Annotated in this window: 11 protein-coding genes and 2 pseudogenes; 11 read left to right on the top strand and 2 right to left on the bottom strand. The window is 58.8% G+C overall.

The features are described from left to right. The first annotated feature begins 45 nt into the window (after window positions 1-45). The 11 genes and pseudogenes from ABVF61_RS14735 to ABVF61_RS14685 form a co-directional block, all read left to right on the top strand. A complete protein-coding gene (locus ABVF61_RS14735; protein WP_353994299.1) occupies window positions 46-1,596 on the top strand; it encodes a trimethylamine methyltransferase family protein in 1,551 nt (516 codons plus the stop codon). A gap of 42 nt (window positions 1,597-1,638) precedes the next feature. Next, window positions 1,639-4,080, top strand: a complete 2,442-nt coding sequence (locus ABVF61_RS14730; RefSeq protein ID WP_502949966.1) for a GcvT family protein — start codon at window positions 1,639-1,641, stop codon at window positions 4,078-4,080. 269 nt (window positions 4,081-4,349) lie between these two features. Beyond that, a complete protein-coding gene (xsc, locus tag ABVF61_RS14725) occupies window positions 4,350-6,128 on the top strand; it encodes a sulfoacetaldehyde acetyltransferase (RefSeq protein ID WP_353994298.1) in 1,779 nt (592 codons plus the stop codon). Between the two features lie 247 nt (window positions 6,129-6,375). Continuing rightward, window positions 6,376-7,407 (top strand): phosphate acetyltransferase, encoded by a 1,032-nt coding sequence (gene pta, locus ABVF61_RS14720; RefSeq protein WP_353994297.1) that lies wholly within the window; start codon window positions 6,376-6,378, stop codon window positions 7,405-7,407. Then, entirely contained in the window at window positions 7,404-10,220 is a 2,817-nt protein-coding gene (locus ABVF61_RS14715) for a molybdopterin oxidoreductase family protein (protein WP_353994296.1), read from the top strand. The genes pta and ABVF61_RS14715 overlap by 4 nt, the downstream gene beginning before the upstream one ends. Beyond that, on the top strand, window positions 10,217-10,966 hold the full coding sequence (locus tag ABVF61_RS14710; RefSeq protein ID WP_299475574.1) for a 4Fe-4S dicluster domain-containing protein: 750 nt from the start codon (window positions 10,217-10,219) through the stop codon (window positions 10,964-10,966). The genes ABVF61_RS14715 and ABVF61_RS14710 overlap by 4 nt, the downstream gene beginning before the upstream one ends. Continuing rightward, window positions 10,966-11,877, top strand: coding sequence for a dimethyl sulfoxide reductase anchor subunit family protein (locus ABVF61_RS14705; protein WP_353994295.1), 912 nt, complete (start codon window positions 10,966-10,968; stop codon window positions 11,875-11,877). Before ABVF61_RS14710 ends, ABVF61_RS14705 begins: the two co-directional genes overlap by 1 nt. 19 nt (window positions 11,878-11,896) lie before the next feature. Next, window positions 11,897-12,928, top strand: a complete 1,032-nt coding sequence (locus ABVF61_RS14700) for a GlxA family transcriptional regulator (RefSeq protein ID WP_353994294.1) — start codon at window positions 11,897-11,899, stop codon at window positions 12,926-12,928. Between the two features lie 248 nt (window positions 12,929-13,176). Then, window positions 13,177-14,469: an Hsp70 family protein gene (locus ABVF61_RS14695; RefSeq protein ID WP_353994293.1), complete on the top strand. Its 1,293-nt coding sequence runs from the start codon at window positions 13,177-13,179 to the stop codon at window positions 14,467-14,469. 220 nt (window positions 14,470-14,689) lie between these two features. Further along, window positions 14,690-15,304: pseudogene (locus ABVF61_RS14690) on the top strand (Tll0287-like domain-containing protein); the annotation flags it as partial. 141 nt (window positions 15,305-15,445) lie between these two features. Further along, a pseudogene (locus ABVF61_RS14685) lies at window positions 15,446-16,252 on the top strand (PP2C family protein-serine/threonine phosphatase); the annotation flags it as partial. A 49-nt stretch (window positions 16,253-16,301) separates the two neighbouring features. Here ABVF61_RS14685 and ABVF61_RS14680 read toward each other — a convergent pair. Beyond that, window positions 16,302-17,708 (bottom strand): PepSY-associated TM helix domain-containing protein, encoded by a 1,407-nt coding sequence (locus ABVF61_RS14680; protein ID WP_353994292.1) that lies wholly within the window; start codon window positions 17,706-17,708, stop codon window positions 16,302-16,304. Window positions 17,709-17,792: 84 nt separating this feature from the next. Next, complete coding sequence (locus ABVF61_RS14675; RefSeq protein WP_353994291.1) at window positions 17,793-18,146, bottom strand: DUF2946 family protein; 354 nt, start codon at window positions 18,144-18,146, stop codon at window positions 17,793-17,795. Window positions 18,147-18,469: the final 323 nt, after the last annotated feature.

Here is an 18,469-nt window from a genome sequence, read left to right as displayed (position 1 = left end):
GAATGGGAAATTGCAGCTTTTGGGCATGATTTTGGAGGACTGCGCATGACCGGGAGTGAAGTGAAACAACGCCGCCGTTCCGGTGGCCGTTCGGCTCGAACGGCTGCGCGTGCCCGCCCTCTGGACGATGCAATCCGTCCGGTCTGGCCGGGCATGCCCGGGGGGCACTACCGGCCACTGAAGGATGCGGACGTCAAACGTATCCACGAAGCGGCTCTGCAGGCGCTGGAAGTCATCGGTTTCGGATCGGCTCCGGCTACCGGCCGGGCCTATCTCAAGACCGCAGGAGCGATCGAAGGAGAGGACGGTCGCATCCGATTTCCGCGCGCGCTGGTGGAGGATATGCTCGCCAAGGCAGCCCGCGATATCACGCTTAACGGCAGAGACCCGAAGTTCGATCTGAACCTGACGGGGACGAACGTTCACTATGGAACGGCCGGTGCGGCCGTTCACATTGTCGATCCGAAGACAGGCGATTACCGCAACCCCAACATCCAGGATCTTTACGACGCGGCGCGTCTCGTTCAACAGCTCGACAACGTGCATTTCTTTCAGCGGCCGCTCGTTTGCCGTGAATTCGAATCCCCGAGAGACCTCGACGTCAACACCGCTTATGCGGCCTGTGCCGGAACGACCAAGCATATCGGCCTCTCATTCACCGAAGCGGCGAACGTTGCGCCCGCGCTGGAGTTGCTGCACCTGATGGCCGGTGACGAAGACGCCTGGCGGCAACGGCCCTTCGTTTCAAACACCAATTGTTTTGTCGTGCCCCCCCTCACATTCGCTGAAGAAAGCTGCGAGGTGATGGAAGCATGCATACTGGCCGGGATGCCCGTTCTTCTGCTATCGGCGGGACAGGCCGGTGCGACGGCACCTGCCCCCATCGCGACTGCGGTCGTGCAAGCGGTCGCCGAATGCCTTGCCGGGGTCGTCTATGTCAATGCCGTGAAGCCAGGCCACCCGGCGGTGTTCGGCACCTGGCCGTTCGTAAGCGACCTGCGCACCGGTGCCATGTCAGGCGGCAGCGGTGAGCAAGCCCTGCTGAGTGCGGCGTGCGCGCAGATGCACCAGTTCTACGGCTTGCCGGGCGGCGCCGCAGCCGGCATCGCCGACAGCAAGCTTCCCGACATGCAGGCAGGCTGGGAACAGGGGATCAGCAACGTCATGGCGGGCCTCTCAGGCCTCAACATGGTGTACGAGGCCGTTGGCATGCACGCCTCTCTGCTCGGCTTCTGCCTGGAGTCGCTTGTTCTTGGAAACGACATGCTCGGTCAGGTTTTGCGCTGCGTGCGCGGTGTCGAGGTGAAAGACGAGTTTGTCGATATCGAGGTCATTCGCTCCGTCGTGCTCGACGGTCCCGGCCACTATCTCGGCCACGATCAGACACTGCAGCTGATGCAGAGCGAATACATCTATCCGGACCTTGCCGACCGGACCAGCCCGAAGGAATGGGAAGAACGCGGCAGGCCAAGACTGCTCGACAGCGCGCAGGAAAAAATGCGGAGCATCCTGTCCCGGGACGGGCACACATTCGATCAAGCAACTGAGGACGCCCTTCGCGCAGCCCAGCCCCTCGCTGAGCTGGTCAGGCCGTGACGTCCTCCATCTTCATTCAATCACCAACGGAAAGAGATTAACGTGACACCTCCATCCAAAGCCCGCGTCGTCATTATTGGCGGTGGTGTTGTCGGTTGTTCGGTTGCCTATCACCTGACCAAAAAGGGTTGGACCGATGTCGTGCTTTTGGAACGCAAGCAGCTGACGTCAGGAACAACGTGGCATGCTGCGGGCCTGATTGCGCAATTGCGCGCAACAGAAAACATGACGCGGCTCGCAAAATACAGCCAGGAGCTTTACGGCAACCTCGAAGCGGAAACGGAAGTTGCCACCGGTTTCCGGCGCTGCGGCTCCATTACGGTCGCACTTACGGAAGAGCGCAAGGAGGAGATTTTCCGCCAGGCGTCAATGGCGCGCTCCTTCGGTGTGCAAGTGGAGGAAATCACGCCCGAGGAAGTGAAAGCGCGATACGAGCACCTGAACACGGATGGCGTTGTTGCAGGCGTTTATCTGCCGCTCGACGGTCAGGGCGACCCGGCCAATATCGCGCTCGCGCTGGCCAAAGGGGCGCGCATGGGCGGCGCCAAGGTGATGGAACGGGTCAAGGTCACTAACCTGCAGAAGACCGGACGGCGCATCACAGGTGTTGAATGGAGCTCTGCGGAAGGGTCCGGTGTCATTGAATGCGATCACGTGGTCAATTGCGGCGGCATGTGGGGCCATGAGCTTGGCCGCATGGCGGGTGTCAATGTTCCACTGCATGCGTGCGAACACTTCTACATCGTCACCGACAGCGTTCCGGGTCTCACACACATGCCGGTCCTGCGCGTTCCCGACGAATGCGCCTACTACAAGGAAGATGCCGGGAAGATGCTGTTGGGCGCTTTCGAGCCCAACGCCAAGCCCTGGGGCATGAACGGCATTCCGGATGATTTCGAATTCGACCAGCTGCCGGAGGATTTCGATCATTTCGAACCGATCCTGGAAGCTGCCGTCAATCGGTTGCCGCTTCTGGCGGAAGTCGGCATTCACACCTTCTTCAACGGACCGGAAAGCTTCACGCCGGACGATGCCTATCATCTGGGCCTTGCTCCGGAGATGGACAATGTCTGGGTAGCGGCAGGCTTCAACTCCATCGGCATTCAGTCCGCAGGTGGTGCCGGCATGGCGCTATCCGAATGGATGGACACGGGCGAAAAGCCGTTCGATCTCGGCGATGTCGACATTTCGCGCATGCAGCCCTTCCAGGGCAATCGGCAATATCTCTTCGAACGCTCGAAAGAAACACTCGGACTGCTCTATGCAGATCACTTCCCTTATCGCCAGAAGGCGACAGCAAGAGGCATTCGCAGAACGCCGCTTCACGAGCACCTGAAATCGCATGGGGCTGTCTTTGGAGAGTTTGCCGGTTGGGAACGTGCGAACTGGTTTGCCGACGAGGGTCAGGAACGCGAATACCGCTACACGTGGAAACGTCAGAACTGGTTTGACAATGCCGCGCGCGAACACAAAGCCGTACGCGAGAATGTCGGCATCTACGACATGTCTTCCTTCGGCAAGATCCGCGTTGAAGGGCCGGATGCCGAAGCCTACCTGAACTATGTCGCAGGCGGCGACTACTCCGTGCCGGTGGGCAAGATCGTCTATACGCAGCTCTTGAACAATCGCGGCGGCATTGAAGCCGATGTCACCGTTACCCGGCTTTCGGAAACCGCCTATCTGGTGGTCACGCCGGCGGCAACGCGTCTTGCCGATGAAACATGGCTCCGCCGACATGTCGGCGACCATCGGGTCGTGATTACCGATGTTACGGCAGGCGAAGCTGTACTTGCCGTAATGGGCCCGAATTCCCGTGCGCTCTTGCAGAAAGTGTCGCCGAACGACTTTACCAACGCGACCAATCCCTTCGGGACCGCGCAGGATATCGAAATCGGCATGGGCCTCGCACGCGCGCACCGGGTCACCTATGTCGGCGAACTCGGATGGGAGCTTTACGTATCTTCAGACATGGCTGGTCATGTATTTGAAACGCTTCATGCAGCGGCCCAGGAGATGGGGGCCAAACTGTGCGGCATGCACATGATGGATTCCTGCCGCATCGAAAAGGGGTTCCGCCACTTCGGGCACGACATTACCTGCGAGGACCATGTTCTTGAGGCCGGGCTTGGTTTCGCTGTCAAACGCGACAAGCCGGACTTTATCGGACGCGAGGCCGTCTTGAAGAAACGCGAGGCCGGGCTCGAGAAGAGGCTGGTGCAGTTTCGCCTGAAAGATCCCGAACCCCTGCTCTATCATGCAGAGCCTATCATTCGAAACGGCGAGGTCGTCGGGTTCCTGAGCAGCGGCAACTATGGCCACACCCTGGGTGGCGCAATGGGTCTTGGCTATGTCCCGTGCAAGGGTGAAAAGGCGGATGAGGTTCTGAGCTCGTCTTACGAAATCGAAGTTGCCGGCGTTCGTGTGGCGGCAGAGGCCTCGCTCAAGCCGCTTTACGACCCGAAATCAGAAAGAGTGAAGGTCTGATTCCGTGGATTTTTCTATCCGCGTCGATCAGGCGAGGTAAAAAAACGGACATAAGATGCCTGCGGATTTTATTTTTTGAGACCTATTGTCTCAATTTTTTAAATCCTTTAACACTAGTGCGGTGGTGATGTTGGACCGGAAACGACCCGATCTGGCTTTATGCTGCACTAGTAACTGGCCCTAAGAGCGCAGTGGTAAGTCGAGTTAAATCTCGCCCCAACGCAGCATTTGCGGGAAGAGATTTCCTTGAATTCACGGGAGTATTCGCAATGAAAATGACGACCGAGGAAGCCTTTGTAAAAGTGCTTCAGGCGCACGGAATTGAACACGCATTTGGCATTATCGGCTCTGCCTTCATGCCTATTTCTGATCTGTTCCCGCGTGCAGGCATTAAATTCTGGGACTGTGCGCATGAGGGCTCCGGCGGCATGATGGCGGACGGATACACCCGCGCGACCGGTAAAGTCAGCATGATGATCGCGCAGAACGGACCGGGTATCACCAACTTCGTGACTGCCGTCAAAACCGCTTACTGGAATCATACGCCGCTTCTTCTGGTCACACCGCAGGCTGCCAACAAGACGTTGGGCCAGGGCGGTTTTCAGGAAGTCGAACAGATGGCTTTGTTCGAGGATATGGTCGCATACCAGGAAGAAGTTCGCGATCCGTCACGGGTGGCTGAAGTTCTGAACCGTGTCATCCTGCAGGCAAAACGCGCCAGCGCTCCGGCACAGATCAACATGCCGCGCGATTTCTGGACCCAGGTCATCGATATCAACCTGCCGCCGATTGTCGATTTCGAACGTCCGGGCGGCGGCGATGCTGCAATTCAAGAAGCTGCGGAACTCCTGAGCAACGCCAAGTTCCCGGTTATTCTGAACGGCGCAGGTGTGGTTATCGGCGGCGCGATCGAATCCTCCATGGCACTCGCCGAACGTCTCGATGCGCCGGTTTGCTGCGGTTATCAGCACAACGACGCTTTCCCGGGATCACACCGCCTGTTTGCCGGCCCGCTTGGCTACAACGGCTCCAAGGCCGGGATGGAACTGATCTCGAAAGCCGATGTCGTGCTCGCGCTTGGAACGCGGCTCAATCCGTTCTCGACGCTACCCGGCTACGGCATTGATTACTGGCCAAAAGATGCCAAGATCATCCAGGTTGATATCAACCCGGATCGTATCGGCCTCACCAAGCCCGTCTCAGTCGGAATTGTCGGCGATGCCCGCAAGGTGGCCGATGCTCTTCTTGAAAAGCTGTCGCCGACTGCAGGCAACACCGGCCGCGACGACCGGACCCACACGATCGCGCAGACCAAGTCGCGTTGGGCTCAGCAACTGTCCTCCATGGATCACGAAAACGACGATCCCGGCACGACCTGGAACGAGCGTGCACGTGCTGCCAAGCCGGACTGGCTCAGCCCGCGCATGGCATGGCGCGCCATTCAGGCAGCCCTGCCGAAAGAAGCGATCATCAGCTCGGACATCGGCAACAACTGCGCCATCGGCAACGCCTATCCGAGTTTCGAAACCGGGCGGAAGTATCTCGCTCCCGGCCTGTTCGGACCTTGCGGATACGGTCTGCCTGCAATTATCGGCGCCAAGATCGGCTGCCCGGACACACCGGTTGTCGGCTTTGCAGGTGACGGTGCCTTCGGCATCGCGGTGACCGAGCTGACCGCCATCGGGCGCAAAGAATGGCCGGCAATCACGATGATCGTCTTCCGCAACTATCAGTGGGGCGCTGAGAAGCGCAATTCCACCCTCTGGTATGAAGACAACTTTGTCGGCACGGAGCTGGACGAGCAGGTGAGCTATGCGGGTATTGCAAAGGCCTGCGGATTGGAAGGCGTTCAGGCGCGCACTATGGACGAACTGACCCAGGCTCTCGACAAGGCCATCGAAGACCAGATGAAGCACGGCAAAACGACCCTGATCGAAGCCATGCTCAACCAGGAGCTCGGTGACCCGTTCAGACGCGATGCCATGAAGAAGCCTGTGGAAGTGGCTGGTATTTCCGCATCCGACATGCGTCCGCAGGCAGGCGTCTAAGACCCAGCGCTGATGCGCCATTTGCCTCAAACGACGTCTTCTCCAGGGTGAACAGTTCTCTCCGGGGAAGACGATCAGAAGACAGGATAACGGCGCACTTCAACTACCGGCACCGCCGCTCAAAAGGTCAAACGTGATCGTCCAGCGGCGGCGCCAGCCCACCGGTTCGCTGCCCTGCCCGAATGCCGGCACAAAGGGAACAACCAGCGGCCAGACCGGTCAGCCAAAGCCAGGAGAGCAAGGTCGCATGAAACCTTTGGAAGATATCCTGCGAAATGCCGCCAGCGCGCAAAAGACAATCGTGCTGAGCGAAGGCACGGACCCAAGGGTAGTCCAGGCAGCACTCGATGCACGCAAACAGGATGTCGCCAAGATCATTCTCGTTCTGGACAATGGCCCCGATACCAAGCGGCCCGCCGCGCTCGACGAAACAATTGACGGCCTGGAGGTCCACGACCCTTCAAATTCGCCTCTCACGCAGGAACTTGCCGACCTTTATTATTCCATGCGCAAGCACAAAGGCATTTCGCCTGAGCAGGCATTGGAACAGACAAAGCTTGCGCACGTCTACGCCGCACTGCTTGTCAAGGCAGGGCACGCGGACGGCTGCATTGGAGGTGCCGTACTGTCATCTGCGGAGGTCATCAAGACGGCAATACAGGTGATCGGCGTTGCAGAAGGCACGAAGCTCGTCTCGAGTTTCTTCCTGTTTCTTTTTTGCGAAGATCACCACACGCGCAAGGGCGCTTGCATCTTCTCTGACGCAGGCCTTGTTGTTGATCCTTCGGCGGAAGAGCTGTGCGAAATTGCAATAGCATCGGCGCGCTCTTTTCAGGACCTTACGAACGAGCAGGCCCGCATCGCCATGTTGTCCTTTTCGACGCGGGGCAGTGCGCAGCACCATGCCGTCTCGAAAGTCCAGAAGGCGACAGATCTTGCGCGCGCCGCCGCACCTGATCTCCTCATCGACGGTGAGTTGCAGTTCGATGCAGCGTTTGTGCCCGAGGTTGCACAATCGAAGGCGGCGGATTCGCCAATTGCAGGCAACGCGAACGTTTTCATATTTCCAAATCTTGACGCAGGGAATATCGGTTACAAGATCGCACAAAGGATTGGCGGCGCAACCGCGATCGGTCCGATCCTGCAAGGTCTATCGCATCCGGCAAACGATTTGTCGCGCGGGTGCAGCTCGGAGGACATTCTTCACATGATTGCAGTCACCACCGCGCAGTCGCTTCACAAGGACAAGACGACCACCAGCGTGGAGCAGCCGGTATGACCGATCCCGTCCTCGATACCTCACCGAAAGTGTCGGACGAAGTCCGCAAAACCACCTGCTACATGTGCGCGTGCCGTTGCGGCATCAATGTGCACCTCAAGGATGGCAAGGTCGCCTATATCGAAGGCAACCGCGATCATCCCGTGAACAAGGGCGTGCTGTGTGCCAAAGGATCATCCGGCATCATGCAGGTCAACGCGCCGTCTCGCCTGAAAGCACCGCTTAAGCGCACCGGGCCGCGCGGATCGGGTGAGTTTGAAGAGATCTCCTGGGACGAAGCGCTGGAGCTCGCCAAGTCTTGGCTTGAGCCGATCCGGAAATCCGGACCTGAAAAGCTGGCCTTCTTCACGGGACGCGATCAGTCCCAGAGCTTCACGAGCTTTTGGGCCCAGAATTTCGGTACACCAAACTACGCCGCCCATGGCGGGTTCTGTTCCGTCAACATGGCGACGGCCGGCATCTACACAATGGGCGGCGCTTTCTGGGAATTCGGCCAGCCGGACTGGGACCACACCAAGCTCTTCATGATTTTCGGCGTCGCGGAAGACCACGATTCCAATCCCATCAAAATGGGTCTCGGCAAACTGAAGGCGCGCGGGGGCAAGGTGATCGGCGTCAATCCGATCCGTTCCGGCTACAACGCCATTGCCGACGAATGGGTCGGCATCACGCCAGGGACGGATGGATTGTTCATTTCCGCTCTGATCCACGTTCTGCTCAAGGCGGGCAAGATTGATCTTTCCTACCTCTCCCAGTTCACCAATGCGCCCTGCCTTTTGAACGCGACCCCTGGCTCGCCCGAAGAAGGCCTCCTGCTGCGTGACGATGATGGCAAGCCGCTCGTCGTTGACCGGTCAAGCGGCACGCTTGAGCCCTTTGACAAACAAGGGGTTAAACCGAACCTGGCTGCCAGTGTCGAGCTGGACGGCGTAACCCACAAGACCGTGTTCCAACATCTGGCGGATCGTTTTCTGTCAGACGAATACAGCCCGGAAGCCGTGTCGGAGCGCTGCGGGGTCAGCGCGGGACGGATCAAGGCTATTGCCGCCGAGCTTGCGCGCGTTGCATTTGAAGAAGCCTTCGAACTCGATCAGCCCTGGACGGATTTTCGCGGCAACCGGCATGAAAAGATGCTCGGCCGGCCGGTCAGTTTCCACGCCATGCGCGGCATCTCGGCCCATTCCAACGGGTTTCAGACATGCCGCACACTGCATATCCTTCAGATCCTGCTCGGCACGGTGGAGGTTCCCGGCGGCTTCCGTTTCAAGCCGCCCTACCCGAAACCGGTTGAAGCCCATCCGACGCCTCACTGCCACTCCAAGCCGGATTGTCCGCTCGACGGACCCCATCTCGGATTCGTGCGCGGGCCGGACGATCTGGCGCTGAAGGAAGACGGCACTCCGGCGCGTATCGACAAGGCGTTTACCTGGGAAAATCCGCTGTCTGCCCACGGGTTGATGCACATGGTCATTTCAAATGCCCATGCCGGCGATCCTTACAAGATCGACACGCTGTTCTTCTACATGGCCAACATGGCCTGGAACTCGTCCATGAACACCCGCGGCGTCATGGACATGCTGACCGACAAGGACGAGAACGGCGACTACGTCATTCCGCGCATCATCTATTCCGATGCCTATTCTTCGGAAATGGTTGCCTATGCCGACCTGATCCTTCCCGATACGACCTATCTGGAACGGCACGATTGCATTTCCCTGCTCGACAGGCCGATTTGTGAGGCCGATGCAGCCGCCGATGCCATCCGCTGGCCCGTAATCGAGCCGGATCGTGATGTTCGCGGCTTTCAGTCAGTGCTGATCGACCTTGGCGCGCGTCTCAAACTTCCCGGCTTTGTCGACGAAAACGGCGAGGCGCTCTATGCCGACTACGCCGACTACATGGTCAACCACCAGCGGCGGCCCGGTATCGGCCCGCTCGCCGGCTTCCGTGGGAACGGCACTGAAACCGGCCGCGGCGGCGTCAACCCGAACCAGCTTGAGCGTTACATCGAGAACGGCAGCTTCTTCGTCGAGCATGTTCCGGCGGAAGCGTCCTACTACAAGCCCTGGAACACCGGCTATCAGGACTGGGCGGTCAAGCTCGGGTTCTACGACAAGCCGCAGCCCTACCTGTTTCAGCTCTATGCCGAGCCGCTGCGCCGGATGCAGCTTGCCGCAGAGGGCCACGGCGATCGGCAGCCGCCAGATCATCTCAGGCAACAGATCATCGATCATCTTGATCCGATACCGGCCTGGTATGAACCGCTCGAGGAGGCATCTGTCGATACGGACAGCTATCCGATCCACGCCCTCACCCAGCGGCCGATGGCCATGTACCATTCCTGGGGCAGCCAGAATGCGTGGCTCCGGCAGATACACGGACGCAACCCGCTCTATGTGCCGACAAAGCTCTGGACGGAACACGGGTTCAAGGACGGCGACTGGGCGAAGGTCACTTCGGTTCATGGCGAGATTACCGTTCCGGTCGCGCACATGGCGGGCCTTAACGAAAACACCGTGTGGACCTGGAACGCGATCGGTAAGCGCAAGGGTGCCTGGGCCCTGGACGAGGATGCACCCGAAGCAACGCGCGGATTCCTGTTGAACCATCTCATTCACGAGCTGCTGCCGCCAAAGGGCGACGGGCTCAGGTGGTCGAATTCAGATCCTGTAACCGGCCAGGCTGCCTGGTTCGATCTGAGGGTTCGCATTGAAAAAGCTGCTCCCGTTGAAGAAAGCCTGCCCGCGTTCGGCGCATTGAAATCGCCGGTCGGCAAGGGCCCAGCCATCGTTCGACAGAAAGTGACCTCATGACCCTGTTGCCGGAAACGACTGAAAAGAAGCTTGGCCTGGTCATTGACCTGGATACCTGCGTCGGTTGCCATGCCTGTGTAACCGCTTGCAAGGGCTGGAACACCGAAAACTACGGCGCCCCGCTGAGTGATACAGACGCTTACGGCGGCGATCCTGTCGGCACCTTTCTCAACCGCATTCACAGCTACGAGGTCGAGCCGAAAGGCGGCGGCTGCAGCCAGACGGTACACTTTCCCAAATCATGCCTGCACTGTGAAGATGCGCCCTGCGTGACCGTCTGCCCGACCGGCGCCAGCTACAAACGGACCGAAGACGGCATTGTTCTTGTCAACGAGGACGCCTGTATCGGCTGCGGGCTATGCGCCTGGGCCTGTCCTTATGGTGCACGTGAAATGGATCCGACCGCCGGCGTCATGAAAAAATGTACGCTGTGCGTTGACCGGATCTACAATGACAATCTGCCGGAAGAGGATCGCGTACCTGCATGCGTCCGGACCTGCCCGGCAGGCGCACGCCATTTCGGGGACTTCGCCGACCCGGACAGCAATGTCTCCAAGCTGGTCGCAGAGCGCGGCGGCATCGACCTGATGCCGGAACAGGGAACCAAGCCGGTCAACAAGTATCTGCCTCCCCGGCCCAAGGACCAGTTGCAGGACATGGACGTCCTCACGCCTCTCCTTGAGCCCGTTGCCGAAGAACCAAAAGGTTTTCTCGCCTGGCTCGACAAAAGACTGGAGGCGCTCTGATGCATCCGGCTCCCTCCGTTATCATCTTCACCGTTCTGTCCGGCCTCGGCTTCGGGCTTCTGACGTTTCTCGGCCTTGGCATGCCGAAGGTCACCGGATGGGAAGCGTTCTTCTATTTTGCGATTGCCTATGCACTGGCCGTTGGCGGACTGGTGTCCTCCACATTCCACCTCGGCAATCCGCAAAGGGCGCTCAAGGCATTCACCCAGTGGCGGTCCAGCTGGCTGTCCAGAGAAGCCTGGCTCTCAACCTTTGCCCTTATCGTTCTTGCGGTTTTCGGTGCTGCGGCCGTCTTTGTCGGGGTCACGATCGCACCGCTCGGTCTGCTGGGGACGCTTCTGTCTCTTGCCACCGTGCTGGCAACGGCGATGATCTATGCCCAATTGAAGACAGTTCCGCGCTGGAACCACTGGCTGACGCCCCTGCATATGCTGACCATTTCCCTTGCGGGCGGTGCCATTATTGCTCAGCAGGCCACCGCGGCAATCGTGTTGCTCCTCGCCGCAGGCGGTGTACAAATACTGCACTGGGTCCTTGGCGATCGGCGCTTTGGCGAGCGCGGCCATACCATCGAGACGGCGACAGGTCTCGGCGATCGCGGCAAGGCTCGGCTGTTCGAACCCCCGCATACAGGATCGAACTATCTCCTGAAGGAAATGGCCCATGTCGTGGGCCGCAAGCACGCGCAGAAACTCAGGATCATTTCATTCGTAGCAATGATTTTTATCCCGCTGATCATTGTCGCGCTCTTGCCGGTCAACCCGTTCACAGCCGTGCTTGCAACCGTGTTTTATCTCGTCGGTGCATTTGCGTCCCGGTGGCTGTTTTTCGCCGAAGCCGAACATGTTGTCAGGCTTTACTACGGAGCTTCCGGCTCAGAGCCGCCCTATCAGCCTAGCTTCTCAAGCTGAGTCTGCCTAAGGTATTGGAATGAAAAGCGAGACCAGACGCCGCAAAATAGGATTTCTGTTAATCGACGGATACGCATTGATGTCGGTCGCGTCCGCGATCGAACCGTTGCGCGCGGCCAATCTGCTGGGTGAATCGGAACATTTCACCCTGTCTTACTATTCGCAAAATGCCGGCAAGGTACGCGCTTCCTGCGGCGCTTATTTCGAAACGGAACCTCTCGGGATCCTGAGCAACCAGGTCGATCTTCTTTTCGTCGTCGCGGGAAGCAATCTTGGCGATGCCGAGAACCCCGCATTCTACGCCCAGCTTCGACGCCTGGCGGCACACGGCGTTGAGCTTGGCGGTATTTCCGGGGGCGGTTCGCTACTGGCCAAAGCCGGCCTGATGGACGACCGGCGGCTCACCGTCCACTGGGAGCATTTTGAAGAGCTGAACGCCCTTTCCGATGCCTATTTTCTGGAACGCCGCATCTTCGTGATCGACCGCAACCGCTACACCTGCGCCGGCGGTGTCGCGTCGCTCGACATGATGCTTGCGCTCGTGAAGTCCGAGCTTGGCGCTGAACTTGCGACAACAGTCAGCGACTGGCTCGTGCATAGCGGCATGCGCAGTGCGGAGGAACCGCTGCGCTCACGTTACCTTGGCAGCAACACCAGTTTGAACAGCTGCGTCACCGCAGCGGTCGAACTCATGGAAAGCCATGTCACGGACCTTTTGACACTCGACCAGATCGCAATGCTGGCCGGCGTGAGTTCGCGCAAGCTGCAGCGAAACTTCAAATCCGATCTCGGTATCAGCGTCATGCGCTGCTACATGGATATCCGCCTGCACAAGGCGGACGAGCTTTTGCGCAAAACCAGGATGGCCGTTGCCCAGGTGGCGTTTTCGACCGGCTTTGTAGACCAGGCGCATTTCGCGAGTGTCTACCGGGAGAAGTTCGGATTTTCGCCGACCGAACGGCGGAAGAAAACCCGCGTGGCACCGTCTGCCGTGCGCGCGCATGCTCCGAGCGACGTCATGGAACAAAACGGCGTTCTGGAACACCACTAAATGTGCCTGCATCAGAGCTGCTGAATCCAGATTTTTTCGCACCCGGGCTTGCCTTTTCCAGCGTTTGACCGTATCCAGCCTGCCCACTCCAGACTATGAACGCGAACCGCCAGCAAGATCAGCAACCTTCGGGCTGCATGTTCCGTGCGCCTTTGACCTGATCGATGCGACGTGGCCAGATCTTCCGGTCGCGCGCGTGCTGTTTCCTGCGGACTGTGGTTGGCGTGCTGCAAACGAGGTCGGCTGAGATGATTGAGACAATCGGACTTGATTTCGGGACGTCCAACACGGTGGCTGTCACTGCCGCCGCGCAAGGAGGGACGCAGCCGGTCACTTTCAGCGATAATGCAGCGGACTTCTCGTCGCTACCGACGGTACTGAGCTTTCTCGACCGCGGTGCCGCGCGCGCACTCCATCCGGAGGTCGGGCCCTGGGCGATCCGGCAGTTTCTGGAAAGTTTCGGTGACGTCCGCTTTATCCAGTCACTGAAGACCTTCGCGGCAAGCCGTGTGTTCAAAGGCACGGGTGTCTACGGCGTCCGCTTCGAATTCGAAGACCTGATGGCGACGTTCCTGCGCTGCGCATTCGAGCGTGCAGGCACGGCGTTCCATCCAGCGAGGACGCGGCTCGTCGTCGGACGGCCGGTTGAGTTCGCCGGTCACAATCCGGATGAAACTCTCGCGATGGAGCGCTACAGGAAGGCGTTTCGCAAGGTCGGCTTTGAAGACATCCTGTTCGTGATGGAACCGGTCGGTGCCGCGTTTTCCTATGCGCAGTCGCTCGAAAGGGATACGACCATTCTTGTCGCGGATCTTGGAGGCGGCACCACGGACTATTCCATTATGCGCTTCGAGACCAGGGCAGGACACTTGAAGGCCACTCCGCTCGGACGCGGCGGTATCGGTGTTGCCGGCGACACGTTCGACTACCGCATCATCGACAACGTCGTCCTGCCGAAACTCGGCAAGGGATCGTCTTATAAGAGCATGGGCAAGATCCTCGAAATCCCGCCAAATCTTTTCTCCAATTTCGCCCGCTGGCACATGCTGTCGATCTTCAAGACGTCGGACGATTTCAAGGAGATGAAGAAGCTGCTGCGCTGGTGCCTGGAACCGGACAAGATCGAGCTTTTCATCGAGCTGGTCGAAGAGGATCAGGGATATCCGCTCTACAAGTCGGTATCGGAAACGAAAGCACGATTGTCTTCGGAAGATGAAGCGGAGTTTTCGTTCTCGCCTCTCGGTTCGGATTTCCGGGCATCGGTCTCCCGCCTAGATTTCGAAGGCTGGATCGCCTCTGACCTTGCCAAAATGGACAAGGCTCTCGATGCCACCCTTCAGAAGGCAGGACTTGCGGAAACCGATATAGATCGCGTGTTCATGACAGGTGGCACATCCTTCGTACCCGCCGTGCGGCACCAGTTCGCGAACCGGTTCGGCACGGAGAAAATCTCCGGCGGCAATGAGCTCACCTCCGTCGCCAACGGCCTTGCGCTTATCGGCGCGCGGGAAGATGCCGGAGACTGGGCAGTCGCGGCTTAGGAGCTAAAGAGAAGACTTCTCATATGACTTGCTCCCGCTCCACCTTCGTGTCGCCACCTTCCGCCAATAACCGATCATTCATACCAGCGTTGAAATTTTCCCGCAGGGATGTAGCAAGAGCTGCAATCGGGTACCATACTGTAGACAACGAGAAGGTATTCCAGTATGGCGCTCCACAACCTATAGGTTCACACGGCTTTTGGTCGAATCAGGAACAAGAATGCAGCAAATCGAACACCGCCGCGTCGACAGATTTTGGCTCAAGCTGATTGAACGCCCCTTGGTGTTTCTGGTGCTTATCCTGCTCGGTCTCGCCTTGCTGCCTGTTGCCGTCTGGCTGGACCTCAGGTCAATCTCGGACACGTCGCTGAAATCCCAAGCGGTCGATCTGGACGATGCGATCAGCGAGATCAGATCCTATTACGCGCAAAATGTCGTCGGACGCGTCCTGGGCGCGACCGGAGACATTGTCCCCACACATGAGTATCACGAGACGCCAGGCGGAATTCCGATTCCGGCCACGCTGTCCATCGAACTCGGTCAGGTCATTGGCGGTGACGGCCGCAATCTGAAATACCGTTTTGTGTCCGACTTGCCGTTCGATGACAGGTCTTCGCACGAGCTCAACGACTTTGAAAAAAAGGCGCTCGCCGATTTCCGCGACAGCCGTGATCCCGCCGATCTGGAAATCGGCTATGAAGGGTCGATTTTTAACCGCAGCATTCAGATCGCCTCGCCGGTTTTTCTCGCCGAGTCCTGCGTTCCCTGCCACAACTCGCACCCCGAAAGTCCCAAGACCGACTGGGAAGTGGGTGATGTGCGCGGCATTCAGGCGATCACCATAAGCCAGCCGATCGCCGCCAACCTGTGGTCCTTCAAGTTTCTGTTGCTCTATTTTGCCGGAGCCGGCGCGATTGGCGCAGCAGTCACCGGCCTTCAATGGCACCAGGCGACCCGCTTCCACCGGATGAACGGTGAGTTGGAGCACGCCAACACCGAAATTGCGCAACTGAACGATCAGCTCACGTCCGAAAACCTGCGGCTCGGCGCCGAGATCGAGGTCGCGCGGCAGATCCAGATGATGGTGCTGCCGACCAAGGATGAGCTCGGCGGCATTCGCGAACTGGAAATTGCAGCCTTCATGGAACCGGCCGACGAAGTCGGCGGTGACTACTATGATGTGCTGCAGCTCGACGGCCGCGTCAAGATCGGGATCGGCGACGTTACGGGACATGGCCTTGAGAGCGGTGTGCTCATGCTGATGGTGCAGTCGGTCGCCGTTGCGCTTCAGGAACGCGGTCCCTCGGATCCGCGGCAGTTCCTGGTCTCGCTCAACAGCGCAATCTGCCGCAATATCAGGCGCACGAAAACGGACAAGCACCTCACGCTGTCCTTCCTCGATTTCGATCATGACAAGGTAACGCTTTCCGGACAGCACGAAGAGCTGATCATCCTGCGTGAGGATGGCCGTTGCGACGTCATTGATACGGTGGATCTCGGCTTCCCGATCGGCCTCGATGAGGACATCGCGCCCTATATTGAAACCAAGGACGTCCCCTTCGGTGCGGGCGACATGATCGTGCTTTACACAGATGGAGTGACTGAAGCAGAAAGCCCGGAAGGCGAGCTCTTCGGCATGGAGCGGTTGCTGGAAAGCGCGCAGCGGCATGCAGCAGCGCAGGCGTCACAAGTCCTCAAGGGCATCATCGGTGACGTCAAGGCGCATATCGGAACCCAGACCGTCTTTGACGACATCACTCTGCTGGTCATTCGGCACACCTGAACCGCAATGAAGAACCGGGCACTGAAACGATCAGCGCCCGGCTTGGAAACTATCCGAGCGCCCGGCGGAGCATCGGCACCCGCTTGACGATCAGATAGTCAAGCGCGAGTACGCTCAGCAACGTTACACCTGCCAGCGGAAAGGCGAGCGACAAGGCAAGCATCAGGATCATGGCACTGCGCCAATGCGGCAGATCTTCGGGGGTCTTGGGTGCGAAGACCCGCAAGGCCAGGCCCTTGGGCCGCCGCAGCCACCACATGACGACACCGCTTAAGCTCAAGAAGATCACGGACAGGCACACAGCCGTGTTCAGGATCAGGTTCCACAGCCCCATCAGACCCATGTGGAACGGGATACCGACCGCCATCGCCTTGCCGGCTGCCGAGTAATCGGCAAACGCAACATTTGCCAGAACCCTGCCTGTGTATTGATCCACGTGCACGGTCCTGTCTGCAAACGGATCTTCTGCGTCCGAACTCATTGTGTCCTGGTTGATCGTCCAGACACCGGTTTCGCTTCGCGGAAAGGCAATGCGGTATCTGGCATTGAACCCGACCGATGCGGCAAGCGCTGCGATGCTGTCGATATCGACGGGGACATCCGGCGCCGTGCCTTCGACACCCTCTTTCGAACCGGATGCCGGCATGGGAGTCTGTTCCAACGCCCAGGGAACGTCGGATACCGCGCCGTGGTTCATGGACGCGTGCGTTTCGTCCGACAGCGGAACGTTGTCCCACTTTTCTGCGGGGAATGTGCTCCATGCCTGAACGATCTTGCCGCCCCAGATGCCTGTCCAGGACATGCCGGTCACAAGAAAGAGCAACAAGAGCACGGAGACATAAATCCCCACATTGACGTGCAGCGTTTTCCAGAGCGCCCGGCCTTTCTGACGCAGATCGGGAACAATTGCGCGAACAAGAGAGACATCGCGCGGCCACCAGAGATAAATTCCGGTCACAACCAGAACGATGGCAAGACCTGCGGCGATCTCGAGAAGCCGGTCACCCGGAGTACCAAGAAGGAGATCGCTGTGAATGCCGTCAGCGAAATCATACCAGCCCTGGCGGCGGTTCCAGCTTTCCACGATGTCGCCGGTATAGGGATTTACGGCGACCATCATCTGCTCGTCGTCCTTCGCGATCCGGAAGACCGACACACTGTTGTCCGACCGGCCTTTCAACCATTCGACAAGCTCACTACCGGGCGAAGAAGCCAATGCTGCATCGGCTTGCGTGGATACGCTGAGGGCCACCTTGTTCTCGGGAACCGGGACAGTGATTTTCTCGCCGTCCCGGCCATCGAAATAACCTATATACATCATCATCATGCCGGTGACTGCGAGGATCGTCAGGAAGGGCATTACGAAAAGTCCGGCATAAAAGTGCCAGCGCCAGGCCGCCAGGTAAAAGCGGCTGGGTGTGGACGCGCCTGTGGCGTCCAGGGAAATGTTGTTCATGTGTGCTCCATTGCGGGACCACTGCCTGATCAGGCGATCGGCAGGGTTCACATTTCGATTGGGTTTTGACGGTTTAAGCTGCGTTCAAACCCGGCGCGGCGGAGCCCGCGCACCCAGAGTGCCGGCAATGGCTGCCTTCGCCAAAGCAATGTCGCGAAGCGAAAGGGTTGTCTCTTGTTCGACGGAGAGCGGCCAGACCTCTAATGCCTGCTGCGATCCCAGAAAAGCGCCAACGCCGGCAAAGACGCAATGGTCAAAGGAAGCAGGCTCGTCACCCTCAGACGGCGAAGGAATTTCGACGCCATTGGCATCAAGCGTGACAGTTCTGAACCCTTCGGGCGTACAGATCGTGACGGTGAAACTGCCGTCGGCCTGAAGGGCCGGCATGTACCCCTGCGGAACCAGCGCAGACATGAAAAACGGAAGCATCAGCAGCATTAAAGCTGCCGCTCTCAGAGCCGGAAATTGTTGCCGGAAGTGCTTCACGCTCAGGTATCCATGGTGGCGACGATTCGATCTTTAGGTGAAATACGAGGGAAAGACAAACCCGTTTTGCAACGGTTCCTGTTTCGACCAAATGATGTCGCTTTCGCGCTTGATCCTCTGTCTTCACTCCCCTAGATTGCCGCGACCTGACGGCGTCCTATCAGGGACTGAAAGCGATTCTGGATGCGGTTGACCCAATCAGGGGACCAACGCCGGAGCTGTCACTGCCAATTGCATTCCGGCCAATCCGTGCCGGTCCTTTTGGCGTGTTTGCT

It is taken from the genome of Roseibium sp. HPY-6 (genome assembly GCF_040530035.1).
Taxonomy (GTDB): Bacteria; Pseudomonadota; Alphaproteobacteria; order Rhizobiales; family Stappiaceae; genus Roseibium.
The sequence above is the reverse complement of the archived record's forward strand: the minus strand, read 5'-3'. Positions and strand labels throughout refer to the sequence as shown.

Bases quoted from the DNA above. Each gene is read 5' to 3' on its own strand.
- ABVF61_RS14735 (WP_353994299.1), top strand. From the start codon at position 46: ATGACCGGGAGTGAAGTGAAACAACGCCGCCGTTCCGGTGGCCGTTCG.
- xsc (WP_353994298.1), top strand. From the start codon at position 4,350: ATGAAAATGACGACCGAGGAAGCCTTTGTAAAAGTGCTTCAGGCGCAC.
- pta (WP_353994297.1), top strand. From the start codon at position 6,376: ATGAAACCTTTGGAAGATATCCTGCGAAATGCCGCCAGCGCGCAAAAG.
- ABVF61_RS14715 (WP_353994296.1), top strand. From the start codon at position 7,404: ATGACCGATCCCGTCCTCGATACCTCACCGAAAGTGTCGGACGAAGTC.
- ABVF61_RS14710 (WP_299475574.1), top strand. From the start codon at position 10,217: ATGACCCTGTTGCCGGAAACGACTGAAAAGAAGCTTGGCCTGGTCATT.
- ABVF61_RS14705 (WP_353994295.1), top strand. From the start codon at position 10,966: ATGCATCCGGCTCCCTCCGTTATCATCTTCACCGTTCTGTCCGGCCTC.
- ABVF61_RS14700 (WP_353994294.1), top strand. From the start codon at position 11,897: ATGAAAAGCGAGACCAGACGCCGCAAAATAGGATTTCTGTTAATCGAC.
- ABVF61_RS14695 (WP_353994293.1), top strand. From the start codon at position 13,177: ATGATTGAGACAATCGGACTTGATTTCGGGACGTCCAACACGGTGGCT.
- ABVF61_RS14680 (WP_353994292.1), bottom strand. From the start codon at position 17,708: ATGAACAACATTTCCCTGGACGCCACAGGCGCGTCCACACCCAGCCGC.
- ABVF61_RS14675 (WP_353994291.1), bottom strand. From the start codon at position 18,146: ATGCTGCTGATGCTTCCGTTTTTCATGTCTGCGCTGGTTCCGCAGGGG.